At 54.4% G+C, this 13330-nt stretch carries 15 protein-coding genes; 8 read left to right on the forward strand and 7 right to left on the reverse strand.

Translation table 11 applies throughout. The annotated features are described in order from the left end of the window. Positions 1 to 81 precede the first annotated feature (81 nt). Entirely contained in the window at positions 82 to 873 is a 792-nt protein-coding gene (locus tag AC07P6_RS16315) for a PhzF family phenazine biosynthesis protein (protein WP_478313718.1), read from the reverse strand. A 205-nt stretch (positions 874 to 1078) separates the two neighbouring features. On the opposite strand from AC07P6_RS16315, the gene AC07P6_RS16320 reads away from it, so the two are divergent. Further along, positions 1079 to 2278 carry a sugar transporter gene (locus AC07P6_RS16320; RefSeq protein WP_112214275.1) on the forward strand — a complete coding sequence of 400 codons (1200 nt, stop codon included), beginning with the start codon at positions 1079 to 1081 and terminating at the stop codon, positions 2276 to 2278. A 255-nt stretch (positions 2279 to 2533) separates the two neighbouring features. Here AC07P6_RS16320 and AC07P6_RS16325 read toward each other — a convergent pair whose 3' ends face one another. After that, positions 2534 to 3202, reverse strand: a complete 669-nt coding sequence (locus tag AC07P6_RS16325) for a MarC family NAAT transporter (protein ID WP_110274128.1) — start codon at positions 3200 to 3202, stop codon at positions 2534 to 2536. A 261-nt stretch (positions 3203 to 3463) separates the two neighbouring features. On the opposite strand from AC07P6_RS16325, the gene marR reads away from it, so the two are divergent. The 4 genes from marR (at position 3464) to AC07P6_RS16345 (ending at position 5393) form a co-directional block, all read left to right on the forward strand. Continuing rightward, positions 3464 to 3898 (forward strand): multiple antibiotic resistance transcriptional regulator MarR, encoded by a 435-nt coding sequence (gene marR / locus AC07P6_RS16330; RefSeq protein WP_110274127.1) that lies wholly within the window; start codon positions 3464 to 3466, stop codon positions 3896 to 3898. A 17-nt stretch (positions 3899 to 3915) separates the two neighbouring features. Further along, positions 3916 to 4296, forward strand: a complete 381-nt coding sequence (gene marA, locus AC07P6_RS16335) for an MDR efflux pump AcrAB transcriptional activator MarA (protein WP_004102351.1) — start codon at positions 3916 to 3918, stop codon at positions 4294 to 4296. 30 nt (positions 4297 to 4326) lie between these two features. Continuing rightward, on the forward strand, positions 4327 to 4545 hold the full coding sequence (gene marB / locus AC07P6_RS16340; protein WP_112214277.1) for a multiple antibiotic resistance protein MarB: 219 nt from the start codon (positions 4327 to 4329) through the stop codon (positions 4543 to 4545). Between the two features lie 302 nt (positions 4546 to 4847). Beyond that, a complete protein-coding gene (locus AC07P6_RS16345; protein WP_434663583.1) occupies positions 4848 to 5393 on the forward strand; it encodes a hypothetical protein in 546 nt (181 codons plus the stop codon). A gap of 63 nt (positions 5394 to 5456) precedes the next feature. On the opposite strand, the gene eamA is transcribed toward AC07P6_RS16345, so the two are convergent. Next, positions 5457 to 6350 carry an O-acetylserine/cysteine exporter gene (gene eamA, locus AC07P6_RS16350; protein ID WP_434663581.1) on the reverse strand — a complete coding sequence of 298 codons (894 nt, stop codon included), beginning with the start codon at positions 6348 to 6350 and terminating at the stop codon, positions 5457 to 5459. Between the two features lie 193 nt (positions 6351 to 6543). Here eamA and ydeE point away from each other — a divergent pair, with 193 nt between their 5' ends. Next, complete coding sequence (gene ydeE / locus AC07P6_RS16355; RefSeq protein WP_478313720.1) at positions 6544 to 7737, forward strand: efflux MFS transporter YdeE; 1194 nt, start codon at positions 6544 to 6546, stop codon at positions 7735 to 7737. 117 nt (positions 7738 to 7854) lie between these two features. Then, complete coding sequence (locus tag AC07P6_RS16360; protein ID WP_478317026.1) at positions 7855 to 8325, forward strand: helix-turn-helix domain-containing protein; 471 nt, start codon at positions 7855 to 7857, stop codon at positions 8323 to 8325. 210 nt (positions 8326 to 8535) lie between these two features. On the opposite strand, the gene AC07P6_RS16365 is transcribed toward AC07P6_RS16360, so the two are convergent. Further along, the gene (locus AC07P6_RS16365) at positions 8536 to 9516 is read right to left on the reverse strand and encodes an IS110 family RNA-guided transposase (protein ID WP_434663922.1); all 981 of its coding nucleotides are present in this window, start codon (positions 9514 to 9516) and stop codon (positions 8536 to 8538) included. 234 nt (positions 9517 to 9750) lie between these two features. Beyond that, complete coding sequence (locus tag AC07P6_RS16370; RefSeq protein WP_478313722.1) at positions 9751 to 10950, reverse strand: MFS transporter; 1200 nt, start codon at positions 10948 to 10950, stop codon at positions 9751 to 9753. A 108-nt stretch (positions 10951 to 11058) separates the two neighbouring features. Here AC07P6_RS16370 and AC07P6_RS16375 point away from each other — a divergent pair, with 108 nt between their 5' ends. Continuing rightward, positions 11059 to 12015 carry an AraC family transcriptional regulator gene (locus AC07P6_RS16375; protein WP_478313724.1) on the forward strand — a complete coding sequence of 319 codons (957 nt, stop codon included), beginning with the start codon at positions 11059 to 11061 and terminating at the stop codon, positions 12013 to 12015. Here AC07P6_RS16375 and AC07P6_RS16380 read toward each other — a convergent pair. After that, positions 12012 to 12800: a pyrroline-5-carboxylate reductase family protein gene (locus AC07P6_RS16380; protein ID WP_478313726.1), complete on the reverse strand. Its 789-nt coding sequence runs from the start codon at positions 12798 to 12800 to the stop codon at positions 12012 to 12014. The two genes, AC07P6_RS16375 and AC07P6_RS16380, sit on opposite strands and share 4 nt — an antisense overlap. Beyond that, positions 12800 to 13327 (reverse strand): L-2-amino-thiazoline-4-carboxylic acid hydrolase, encoded by a 528-nt coding sequence (locus AC07P6_RS16385; protein ID WP_478313728.1) that lies wholly within the window; start codon positions 13325 to 13327, stop codon positions 12800 to 12802. The genes AC07P6_RS16380 and AC07P6_RS16385 overlap by 1 nt, the downstream gene beginning before the upstream one ends. Positions 13328 to 13330: the final 3 nt, after the last annotated feature.

Consider the following 13330-nt stretch of genomic DNA (forward strand, 5'->3'; position numbering starts at 1 on the left):
CCCGATGAGCTTACTCTGGTAAGTGATTCGGGTGAGCGAGCGCAGCCAACACATCTGCAGCTTGAAGTATGACGGGTATATTTAGCGCAGCGTTATGGTGCCGATTAAATAGGTTGTCGCCTGGCCGCCAATCAGCACCCGGTCACCCTGCCACTGGCAGCGTAGATCGCCGCCGCGAGCGGATACCTGCCGCGCCTGCATCTCCGTTTTACCAAGCTTCTCGCCCCAATACGGGATCAACATGCTATGCGTCGAGCCGGTCACCGGGTCTTCCCACAGCGACTCCCCCGGGCAGAAGAAGCGGCTGACAAAATCATACTCATCATCTGCGGCGCTAATACAAATCATTTTACCCAGGCGCTGAAGCTGGTGCATATCCGGTTGTACCGCTTCTACCTGCTGACGATCGCGTAAGATCACCAGGTAATCGCGAGCCACGCGTACTTCCTGCGCTTCGCTTAGCCCCAGACCGGCAAGCAGGTCCGCTGGCGGCTGTTCGATGACCGTCGTCGCCCATGCTGGAAAATCCAGCGTCAGCCAGTCGCCGCTGCGCGTCACGCGAAGCTCGCCAACGAAACGGGTACTAAAGATAATCGTCGATGACGGATAGTCGAGGTACTCAAAGATGACGTGCGAAGCCGCCAGCGTCGCGTGGCCACAGAGATTAATTTCGTGCAAGGTGGTAAACCAACGCAGCTCATATCCTTCATCAGTGCGGACAAAAAACGCGGTTTCCGACTGATTGTGCTGCTGAGCCATTTTCAACAACGTTTCGTCCGGCAACCATTCGGTGAGCGGGCAAACTGCCGCCGCGTTGCCGCCAAAGTTGTGGTCGCTGAACGCATCGACCAGATAAAAGTTAATTTCCTGCATTATTCTGCCCTTTCATTTTTTTTACTTATCGATAACATGACATAAATGCAGTAAATGCACACGTTCTATAGAGAAATTAATCTGTTAGCGCCTTTTACCCTACCAAAACAAAAATGAGACACACGTCACAAAATGATTGTATTTTCAGCAGCAATCGTTTTAAGATCGTGCCACTTCTTTCCTCTTAGTAACCAGCCCTGAACTTATGATTACAGACACGGTTTCACGCAAGGTCGCGTGGCTTCGCGTAGTCACGCTTGCGATTGCGGCATTTATCTTTAATACCACCGAGTTTGCGCCCGTGGGCCTGCTGTCGGATATCGCCGACAGTTTTGGCATGGAAACGGCACAGGTCGGGATCATGCTGACCATCTACGCCTGGGTCGTCGGCCTGATGTCGCTGCCCTTTATGCTGTTGACCAGCAAGATGGAGCGCCGTCGTCTGCTGGTTGGCCTGTTTATTCTGTTTATTGCCAGCCACGTGCTGTCGTTTCTGGCATGGAACTTTAACGTTCTGGTCATCAGCCGTATCGGCATCGCTTTCGCCCATGCGGTGTTCTGGTCAATTACCTCGGCGCTGGCTATCCGTATGGCCCCTGCAGGTAAACGCGCTCAGGCCTTGAGCCTGATTGCCACCGGTACCGCGCTGGCGATGGTCTTTGGTATCCCGATCGGGCGCATCGTGGGGCAATATTTTGGCTGGCGTACCACCTTCCTGGTGATTGGTGTGGGCGCGCTGATAACCATGGCTTGCCTGATTAAACTGCTGCCAAAACTGCCGAGCGAACATTCCGGTTCGTTAAAAAGTCTGCCGGTACTGTTCCGTCGTCCGGCGCTGCTCAGCATTTATTTACTGACGGTGATTGTGGTGACCGCGCACTACACCGCCTACAGCTATATTGAACCGTTTATTCAGACGGTCGCCGGTTTAAGCGGTAACTTTGCCACCGTGCTGCTGCTGACCCTGGGCGGCGCGGGCATTGTCGGCAGCATCCTGTTTGGTAAGCTCGGCAACCGCCATGCATCCGGCTTGATTAACGCCGCAATTGGCCTGCTGTTGGCGTGTCTGTTGCTGCTGTTGCCGGCATCGCATAATGCCAATCACCTGATGCTGCTCAGCGTCTTCTGGGGCGTGGCAATCATGATTATCGGCCTTGGAATGCAGGTGAAAGTGCTGGCGCTGGCACCAGATGCCACCGACGTGGCAATGTCGCTATTCTCGGGGATCTTTAATATCGGTATCGGCGCGGGCGCGCTGGTCGGCAGCCAGGTCAGTACCCATCTGTCGATGGCGTCGATTGGTTACGTCGGCGCTATCCCAGCCCTCGTGGCGCTGGTGTGGGCAGTGATGATTTTCCGCCGCTGGCCGGTCTCACTGGAAGATCAGCAGCCACATCACTCCTGATTATTTGAGTAAAAAAAGCCTGCCGATCGCTAGAAAGGCAGGCTTTTTTACGTCTTCAGATCGTGCCGAACCCCCTGCTGTGTGACATAAGGTTAGAGTCCAGCCTGTTTTGGTTACTGTTCTCGCATTTTTGTCGGGTGGCGGCTGGCGCCTTACCCGACCTACGAAAACCAAATCCGGCGCAGATCTGTAGGCCCGGTAAGGCGCTAGCCGCCACCGGGCAATTCAAGAAGGCAGATTTTTTTACGTCTTCCGTCAGGCGTGATAAGTAGAGACGATCTCCAGCACGCCATTAATAATAAACTGCACGCCCATACAGACCAACAGGAAGCCCATCAGGCGGGAGATAGCCTCGATGCCGCCCTTACCCACCAGACGCATAATCGCCCCGGAGCTGCGCAGGCAGCCCCACAGAATGAGTCCGACCAGCGCAAACGTCACCGGCGGCGCCACCATCACCACCCAATCAGGAAAGTTAGCGCCGTGCTTTACCGTCGACGCAGAGCTGATGATCATCGCAATGGTCCCCGGACCTGCTGTACTTGGCATCGCCAGCGGGACAAAAGCAATGTTAGCCGTCGGTTCGTCTTCCAGCTCTTCTGATTTCAGCTTGGCTTCCATCGAATGGTGCGCTTTCTGCTGTGGGAACAGCATGCGGAAACCGATAAAGGCGACGATCAGTCCCCCGGCAATACGCAGTCCAGGAATCGATATTCCGAAGGTGTTCATCACCACCTGTCCGGCATACCATGCCACGATCAGAATAGCGAACACATAGACAGAGGCCATCAGCGACTGACGGTTACGCTCGGCATTGTTCATGTTCCCGGCAAGGCCAAGGAATAGCGCCACGGTAGTCAGCGGGTTTGCTAGCGGTAGGATCACGACCAGCCCCAGGCCTATCGCTTTAAAGAGATCCATCATAGAAAATTAAGGTCCTGTAAGTGTTGGATTATCAAAAAATGACGCGCCCTGAGTATATCGTTTGCCGCCAGGTTGTTGCCAGTTTCCCGCAGAACGCATTCATCAATCAGTAAAATCATAAGACAGCAATGTTAAATAGAGTGACCTGAGTCACAACGATTCGTTTTAGCAAATCGTGGCATCGGCCAATCAATCAGTTTGACTTATATTTGCCTAGGCAATAATATCCCCAGCAACTAAGTCATTGCCTGGGCAACCATTGTGAAAAGTACGAGCGACCTGTTTAACGAAATGATCCCCCTTGGTCGCTTGATCCAGATGGTTAACCAGCAGAAAGATCGCCTGCTCAACGACTACCTCTCACCGATGGATATTACGTCCACCCAGTTTCGGGTGCTCTGTTCCATTCGTTGCGAAGTGTGTATTACCCCCGTTGAGCTGAAAACCGTGCTCTCGGTCGACCCAGGCGCAATGACGCGCATGCTTGACCGCCTGGTCTGTAAAGGCTGGATTGAACGGTTACCCAACCCCACTGACAAGCGCGGCGTGCTGGTGCAGCTAACAGCAGACGGCGCAGCCCTTTGTGAGCATTGTCATCAGGTTGTGGGTCAGAAATTGCACCAGGAACTAACAAAAAATCTGTCGGCAGATGAAGTGGTCACTCTTGAGTATTTGCTCAAAAAAGTTCTGCCGTAATAAGAAGAGGTAAGATGATGTCCAGACGTAATAACGACGCCATCACTATCCATAGTATTTTGTCGTGGATTGAGGATAACCTGGAATCGCCCCTGTCGCTGGAGAAGGTTTCAGAGCGCTCAGGTTACTCCAAGTGGCACCTGCAAAGAATGTTTAAGAAAGAGACCGGTCACTCGCTGGGCCAGTATATCCGCAGCCGTAAGCTGACTGAAATTGCGCAGAAGCTCAAGCAAAGCAACGAGCCGATTTTGTATCTGGCCGAGCGTTATGGCTTTGAATCGCAGCAAACGCTGACGCGGACTTTCAAAAACTATTTCGATGTGCCGCCGCACCAGTATCGCATTACCAATGTACCGGGCGAGTCACGGTACCTGCTTCCACTAAATAACTGTTGTTAATCGCCTGCAAAAAGACGTATTGAGGAAATCATGAAATTATTCGCTTCCGCCGCCATCGTGCTATTGGCGCTGGTCTCCAGCCAGAGTTTCGCGGAGCAAACCACCACTCCGGTTCGTCACAACAATCGGGATGCGATGATTATTCCTTCCGAACATAATGATTCGCCGTTTGATTTCAATCACATGGCTTCGGGCAGTGATAAATCAGATGAATTAGGCGTGCCGTATTACAACCAGCAAGGCCTGTAAAATCCCTTTTAGCCCCGGCAACGGGGCTTTTTTTTATCCCCGCGCACAAGAAAACCACATCCCGCCACTTCACTCAACGTCCTGATCAGAAAACTATCGCCCATATATAAGTGAGCATTATCGTCCACCGACGATATAGCAGGATAATTTATCGCTAAATCCGAATTTGTAGCGATAGCGTACTTTGAGCAGTTTTTTTGCTATTTAACCTACCGATCGGTTTGTAAAATAGTCTGCGTGCAAGTTGATAATAATGAATAGAAAAATTCACCGCCTAACCTACTGATTCAACAGGGTTCCCAATGAGATGGATTAATTTTATTACAGGGCGAAATTTAAATGCGTTAATTGGTTACTTTAAATCCCCCAATCCAACTGACGTAACAGAACACGCACTTAACGAAATATGGCTTAGACAGAGGATGGTAAATCCCCTTCCTGTTGTCGCGGTAATGATGTTATTACTTTTTTCATTTTTGCTGCCATTTCAGATGGGACTTTATGCCTTTGTTCTTCCACCAGCCATCTGGGTCTCAATCCTGTTCCCACCGGTCTTCATCGTTTTACTGGTGGTGATTTTTGCCATGAAATCAATAATTAAAGGCAGAAAATGGGCGGTCACTGCATTCAAATATCTGTTTTTTATCAACTGTTTATTGTTCTTAGCATCATTATGCCTATCTTTTCATGCAGATAATATTCACGGAAAAATAATCATACTTATTGCCGGAATGTTGCTGTGGTGCAGGGTTTTACTCAACAGCCGTTCTTTCTCAACGACAGTAAAATTCTTTATTCATAAAAAATTGGCCTGGAAAGCGATTAAAGAAGTATCAAGCCAGATATAGCTGTCACCGCCGTTTTGCCGGATAACGCCTTATCCGGCTTACAAATTCGACTGTTTCCTCAGATTACGCCATGCCCGGACGCACGATCCGCAGGCCAAACACGTTGATATACAGCCCGGCCATAATTAGCACCGCACCCAGCAGTTGCAGACCGTTTAGCGTCTCGCCAAGCAGCAGCGCGGCGCTGGCCATTCCGACCACTGGCACCAGCAGCGACAGCGGCGCCACGCGCCAGGTTTCATAGCGTCCGAGTAGCGAACCCCAGATCCCATAGCCAACAATGGTGGCGATAAACGCCAGATACAGCAGCGAGAGGATCGTCAGCAGATCGATATGCAGCAGACTTGCCGCCATCACCTGAGGGCCGTCGAGGAGCCACGATGCCAGCATAAACGGCAGCACCGGGATCAGCGCGCTCCACACCACCAGCGACATAATCGGCGGTCTGCTCTCGTGCGACATGATTTTCTTGTTAAAAATATTGCCGCAGGCCCAGCTCAGCGCCGCCGCCAGCGTCAGCATAAAACCCACCAACGGCACATGCTGGCCGCCAAGACTGGCTTCCACCAGCACCAGCACACCAAAAATCGCCAGTGCGATCCCCGCTACCTGTTTACCCTGCAACCGTTCACCGAAGACAAATGCCCCGAGAATAATGGTGAAGAAAGCCTGAGCTTGCAGCACCAGCGATGCCAGCCCGGCAGGCATGCCGAGGTTAATGGCGCAAAACAGGAAGGCAAACTGACCGAAGCTTATCGTCAGGCCATAGCCCAGCAGCAGGCGCAGCGGAATTTTCGGCCGGGCGACAAACAGCAAGGCAGGGAACGCCACCAATAAAAAACGCAGTCCGGCAAGCATCAGCGGCGGCATGTTATGCAGCCCCATCTTGATCACCACGAAATTCAGCCCCCATACCACGACCACCAGCAATGCCAGCAGCCCGTCTTTACGCGTCATAACCTGCCTCGGTTGTTATTGGAATTTTTGTGAACAAAATCAAAGTACCGAATAATTCGCCCGACGCATAGATCATTAATTTCGGTAGGGCCCTGGTGCCCTTTTCATCACCGAAGGGAACTATACAAGCCTCGGTTAGCGTGCTATTTGTGATCGGGACAACAAAAATAACATCACATCAGGCAAGGAAAAAATGATACCGACACTCAGGCGCTCAACCGCAGCGCTGCTGGCTTCGTCATTGCTGTTAACTATTGGTCGTGGCGCAACGTTACCTTTTATGACTATCTACCTCACCCGCCAGTACCAACTGGAGGTAGATAAAATCGGCTATGCGCTGTCGACTGCATTGATCGTCGGCGTGTTGTTCAGTATGGGTTTTGGTATCCTGGCCGATAAGTTCGACAAAAAGCGTTATATGACCATCGCCGTACTGGCGTTTATTGGCGGCTTTGTGGCGATCCCATTGGTTAATAGCGTTGCGCTGGTCGTGTTTTTCTTCGCGCTGATTAACTGCGCCTACTCGGTGTTCTCTACCGTGCTGAAAGCCTGGTTCGCCGACGTGCTGTCGCCGGAAAAGAAGGCGCAGATTTTTTCGCTCAACTATACCTTTCTCAATATCGGCTGGACCGTTGGACCGCCGATAGGCACCCTGCTGGTGATGCACAGCATTAATCTGCCTTTCTGGCTGGCGGCGGGATGCGCGGCGCTGCCGCTGGTATTCATTCAGCTGTTTGTACAGCGTACAACGGCGGCAATTGCTCATGATAACGCCATCCAGTGGTCGCCTTCAGTGCTGCTACGTGACCGGGCGCTGCTGTGGTTTACCCTTTCCGGCCTGCTGGCCTCCTTCGTTGGCGGCTCTTTTGCTTCCTGTATTTCCCAGTACGTGCTGGTCGTTGCTGATAGCGATTTCGCCGAGAAAGTGGTTGCTGTGGTGCTGCCGGTCAACGCCGCCGTGGTAGTGGCGCTACAGTACGCGGTTGGGCGTCGCCTGACCGCCCGCAATATTCGTCCGCTAATGACGTTTGGTACGGTGTGCTTTGTGCTTGGACTTGGCGGCTTTGTGATTTCTGGTAATAGCCTGCTGCTGTGGGGCGTTTCAGCTGCGGTCTTTACACTCGGTGAAGTCATATATGCGCCGGGCGAGTATATGCTTATCGATAACATCGCCCCGGCGGGTATGAATGCCAGCTACTTTTCTGCTCAATCACTGGGCTGGCTGGGGGCGGCTTTTAACCCGATGCTGACTGGCACCATTCTGACCCACCTGCCGCACTGGTCGCTGTTTGTGATTTTGATGGTGGCGATTGTCGCCGCATGGTTGATGATTTTCCGCGGCATGAACGTGCGCCCGTGGAACGGAAACGCGGTCGCCAGCGCGTAAACCCAGGCACCGCGCGGCTGTCAGGTTGCTGTCGTGTCTCTGTCGGGTTCCGATCGTGGTGCCCGACAACCTTATAGATAACACTCCGTCTCAGGTTTTCACCCGGAGATAGAAATGATGAACAGCAATAATCAGGTTAAACAATTGCGTTTGCAGCACGCCTGGTCACAAGAGCAGCTTGCCGAACTTACCGGGCTCAGCGTGCGGACCATTCAGCGTATTGAGAACGGCGATCGTCCAGGTCTGGAAACGCTGAGCGCTCTCGCGGCGGTATTTGAAGTGAACGTCGCCGAGATTAGCGGCGATTCATCTGCAGGGCATGAAGAGTCGCTGGATTTACGCATTGAAGAAGCTAAAGAGCGCGTTGAGCGAGAGAGTCGGTTTTATCGATCGCTGACGGTGGCGGTGGTGGTCTGCGCTCTGCTGGCAGTGCTGAACTGGCTCACCGGTTCCGAGAGCTACTGGTCCGCGTGGGTGGCGATTATCTGGGGGGCGCTGCTGGTGGTCAAAGGGTTGCGCTTGTTTGTGTTTGGCGAATGGATCAAGAACTGGCGGCAGGCGCGCTTGCAGCGGCTGTTGCGCAAGTAGCCTTTTGAACGACTCTGTGCGTTTTCCCCGGGGGCGGCGCTTAACGCGCCTTGCCCGGGCTACGGGTCCGTGCGGGATGGGGTTTGGTAGATACTGTGAGCATCGGCAACCATTTTTAGTTGCGGGGCTCTCTCCGGTTTCTGGATGACAGACACACCACCGACAGCACCCTCTGGGTGCTGTTTTTCTATTCCCGCAGTCTTTTCGTCCCTACGCTACCGCTATTCCATGTTGTGACGCATCGAACGGCTCCCCTGACTTCAGCACTCCGTACGCCACCTGCGCCAGCTTGCGCATCATCGCCCCTATGATAACTTTCGCGCGTTTGCCATTCCCTTCCAGTCTCTTTCTGAACGCTTTTCCCCACGCCGTGTGATACAGCGCTGATATTGCTGGCATATATAATGCTCTGCGCAACTGAACCGGACCCGCTTTACTCATCCGGCTTGCCCGCATCACGCTACTGCCTGACTCATGCTGCACCGGCGTCAGCCCTGCATACGCGGCGAACTGCCGCGCTGTGGCAAACCTCAGCTTCAGTCCCGTATACGCCAGCAGGACCGCCGCCGTTTTCTCGCCGATACCCGGGATGCTGTTCAGCAGCTTCCGCCGTTGCTTCATATCCGGGTCGTTGTCCGTCAGGTCTTTTATCTGTTTTTCGATACGTTTCAGTTCAGCACTCAGGCACTCCAGGAGCACATCGATGCTCGCTAACTGGACCTCCGGGGCTGTTTCCTGACGGTTTTTCTCCTGCGTCTGCATCTCTGTCAGCGCCTGATGCCGTAACACCAGCGCTTTCAGGGCCCGCTCTGTCGGGTGCGGTGCCTCCCATGCTGACGGACGTTTCTCCCGGCAGAAGTGCGCCAGCATACGGGCATCGACTTTGTCGGTTTTACTGCGCAACCCTTCACTACGGGCGAAGGCGGCACTCAGGGCGGGGTTGATAATGGAGACGGTATAACCGGCATCACTCAGATACGCGGCAGCCTCTTCCATGTAGGTACTGGTGGACTCCATGCAGACATGGGCATGGTTCACATCATGGCTGCGAAGCCAGCGGACAAGCGCTTCATGTCCGGAGGGCGTATTTTCGAATTTTTTACCGCGATGCCGACCATCAGGGCGCAGGATATCAACATCGAGCTTAGCTTTGGCTACATCAATGCCGATGAAGTACAGTTCATTTTCCATAGTGAAACCAACCTTGCGAATACGGGTTACCGGTGAAAGCCGGTCCATGATACTGTCCGGTTTATCACATGAGAAAGAACGGCAGTCCGGTGCAAAGATCTACGGAACAGGCGCGAAAGCCTAAGCCCGGACACGGCATCCGGACCGCCATCAGAGAGAACTGGCCGGTTCTTTCTGATGGAGTCATCATACAAGCCCGGACAGGTGCGCCAGCACCGCCTCCGGGGAACTTCACTATTCCTCATTTACCACCGGTTTGACTCTTACCGCAAACAACACAATCACCATCGCGCTGACCAGCAACAAGCCGCTACCGGCGAAAACCCCGCTGGCACCGTTAAGATCGAACACCGCTCCGCCGCCTGCCGCGCCTGCGCCAATCGCCAATTGAATAGATGCCACCAACAGCCCGCCCGCGCTTTCCGCTTCATCAGGAACCGTAGTGGCAAGCCACGTTGACCAACCCACCGGCACCAGGCCAAAGGCAAAACCCCACATCGCCACTAACAAACCATCCAACAGCGCGAAGTGCCCGAACGTCACCATCATCAGCGCCAGCACGCTCATCGCCAGCGGCACCAACGCCAGCGTCATGCGCAGACTTCTGGCCAGCAGATGACCGGCAATCGACGTACCGATGAAGTTCGCTACCCCAAAACCCAACAAGATCAGGGAAACCCCTTCAACGCTGGCCTGCGCCACGGTCTCCAGAAACGGTCGCAGATAGGTGAAGAAGGCAAAGTGACCGCTGAAAATGAGGATCGTCGCCAACATTCCGCCAATCATGCTCGGACGGCGCAACACCTTAAACAGCGTCGCGAAGCTGCCCGCGCTTTCCGGGCGCATCGAAGGCAATACCCACAGCTGCCACAACAGCGCAACTACGCTCGGCAATGCGCAAATAATAAACACGTTGCGCCAGCCTATCAGCGCGCCGAAATAGCTCCCCAGCGGCGCGGCAACCACGGTGGCAATCGACACAGCAGAAAAGATGATCGCCAGCGCTTTCGGTACCATCGCCGCCGGAACCAGGCGCATAGCGGTGGCGGTCGACATCGACCAGAAGCCGCCAATCGCAATCCCTAACAACAATCGTCCAAGTAGTAAAAACTCAAGCGTTCCGGCGAAGGCCACCATCATGCTGGAGATGATTTGCAAAACGGAAAAAAACATCAGCACCCAGCGGCGGTCAATGTTTCTGGTCGCAGTAGTGATCAATAGGCCGGTGAACAACGCCACCAGCGCCGTTGCGGTTACCGCCTGCCCCGCCATGCCTTCGCTGACCCCGAGGCTTGCCGCCATCGGCGTTAACAAGCTGGCAGGAAGAAACTCAGCGACAATCAGGCCGAACACCCCCAGCGCCAGCGCATAAACGGCGCGCCACGCGGGTTTAGCGCTTGCCAGACTCTCTTCAGCGGCAATGCAAGAACTCATATACATCTCTCCAGAACAATTAACATTTCGTTAAGATTAGGCGGTTCTGTTCGGACGATCTATGATACATACTCTGCAATTATTGATAATTCGTCCGGGAGTGATGTAATGACTCAGCAAGCCCTCGATCTCACCAGTGAACTGCTGCGCGGCATGCGTCTTTCCGGCGTTAACTATCGCCGCATCGAGACCAGCCGCCCGTTCGGCGTCGAGTTCAGCCATGTGCCCGGCAAAGCGCAGTTCCACTTTATTAGCCGGGGCCCGGTGCTGCTGCGCATGGCCAGCGGTCAACGTCTGACGCTGGCAAGCGGCGATGCGTTATTTATTCCCAACGGCGATAGCCACGCGTTGCTTTCCGACGAACAGGCCCCGGTGATGAACGTCCTGAAGCTTCCCAGCGAACCGGTTTGCAGCACCGTGTGTTGTGTTAAAAATGAGGGCGACGACGCGAAAAATGGCAGCGCCATTATCTTTAGCGGCTGCATGGACTTCGAACTGGGCGGCATGCAGCCGCTGGTCAAAGCGATGCCCGAAGTGATGCTGGTCAGCAGCCTGTTGACCACTCGCCCGGAGATCCAGCCGATGCTCGCCGCCATGGAGCGTGAAACCCTGACGCGTCAGGCGGGCTATGCTGGCATTCTGGCGCGGCTGGCGGATGTGGTCGCCGCGCTGATTGTGCGGGGTTGGGTGGAGTGCGGTTGCGGCAATGCCACCGGTTGGGTGCAGGTGCTGCGCGACCCAAAGCTGGCCAAAGCCATTTACGTCATGCACCAACAGCCCGGCATCAACTGGAAAGTCGAAGATCTGGCCCGCGAGGCGGGGACCTCACGCTCGGTATTTGCCGAACGTTTTCTCTCCGCCACCGGTACCACACCAGCCCGCTACCTGACCGAGCTGCGGATGCGGCTGGCGGTGCAGTACATTTCCCATGAGGGACAGGCGCTGGAAAAAGTGGCCTTCAAACTGGGCTACAGTTCGCATGCCGCCTTTAGCCGCGCCTTTAAACGCATCACCGGCAAAGCGCCGGGCGCACTGCGTGACCTGTCGCGGGGAGAAGAGTTTTAGCCCTGCCCTAATTCGCGAGTGCGCCTGACCGCCGCCAGCACGCTACGCTGAAGCCCAGCGGCGAAATCACTACTATTCAGCTCGTACAGACCGTGAATCCCCACTCCCGCCGGTGAATTGTTGATATCCAGAAGCTGGCGCGGATGCTTCTGGCTGCGGCGCAGCATCTCTACCGCGCCGAGCAGATTTTCCAGCACCACTTCCGTGGCCTGAGTCCGCGACAACCCAGCCAACACCCCGGCATCGGTAAAGGACTCGATAAAGTAGTAGATATAGTTGGGACCTGCGACGCCAAAACCGGTGAAGATATCGATCAATCGTTCCGGCAGATACAGTACTTTGCCGAAACCGCGCAGAAACGGCTCGACCCGCTCCGTGCTGGCCAGGGCGTTTAGGGTCACGCCGCTATAGCCAAATCCGGTATCGGTCAGAGTATTGGGGATCACCCTGACAATCGGCGTTTCAGCGCCAAACAAGGAGGACAGTTTTTCCAGCGTCACTCCAGCAATCAATGAAACAACCGTCGTTCCCCCCGTCAATTGCGAACGAGCACGGTCAGCTACCGCCGTCAGATTGTCCTGCGGACGGATCCCCAATACCACCAGAGAAGCGTCCGTTAACCCGCGACCGTCCGGCAGCGAATAGTGGTTTTGCAGATAATCAACTCGCGTACCATCAATATCCTCCAGCGAGATCTCTTCCGCTCGCAGCGTGCCGTTGCTTAAAGACGCGCGAATAATCGCCTCCGCCATCTGCCCGGCCCCGATAAAATGAACATTTGCCATTATGCCTCCTGCTCTTCTGACTGATAAAAACGCAGCCGACAGACTGCGTCACCGCGAGCCAGCGCGGTCTGTACGTCTAACTTCAGTCCCGGGAATGCGTCGGTTAACGCATGGTCGCCTTCCATACAGATATCGCACAGCGTCTCAACTTCACGGGCATCGCGCCCCTGCTGCCGCCAGCAGTTGACGTAAGGGCAATAGTGAAACAGGACGATAAATTCCGTGCGGCTGGCACTGACGGGCTCCATCTCATAAACCTGAGATTCAAGACCGCGAGTAAACAGCCTGGCGAACGCTTCCAGATCTCGTCCATCGTGCATCTGCGCGCGTATCTTATGCCCAATATCCCGGCCATAATGACGAATCGCCTCACGGGCAAAATCATCAGTGATGTTACGCTGGCGGCTTTCATCAAGCAGATAACCGAGGGTTGCCGCCCGCTTTTCGGTGATCGCGCGCAGTGCCAGAGTGACTTCATCAGTTAAGGTTGCCACGTTATGCACCAGTTTTGCGGTGATTTCGCTCATGCG

The sequence above is a fragment of the Klebsiella sp. GFKo11 genome (assembly GCF_056490265.1).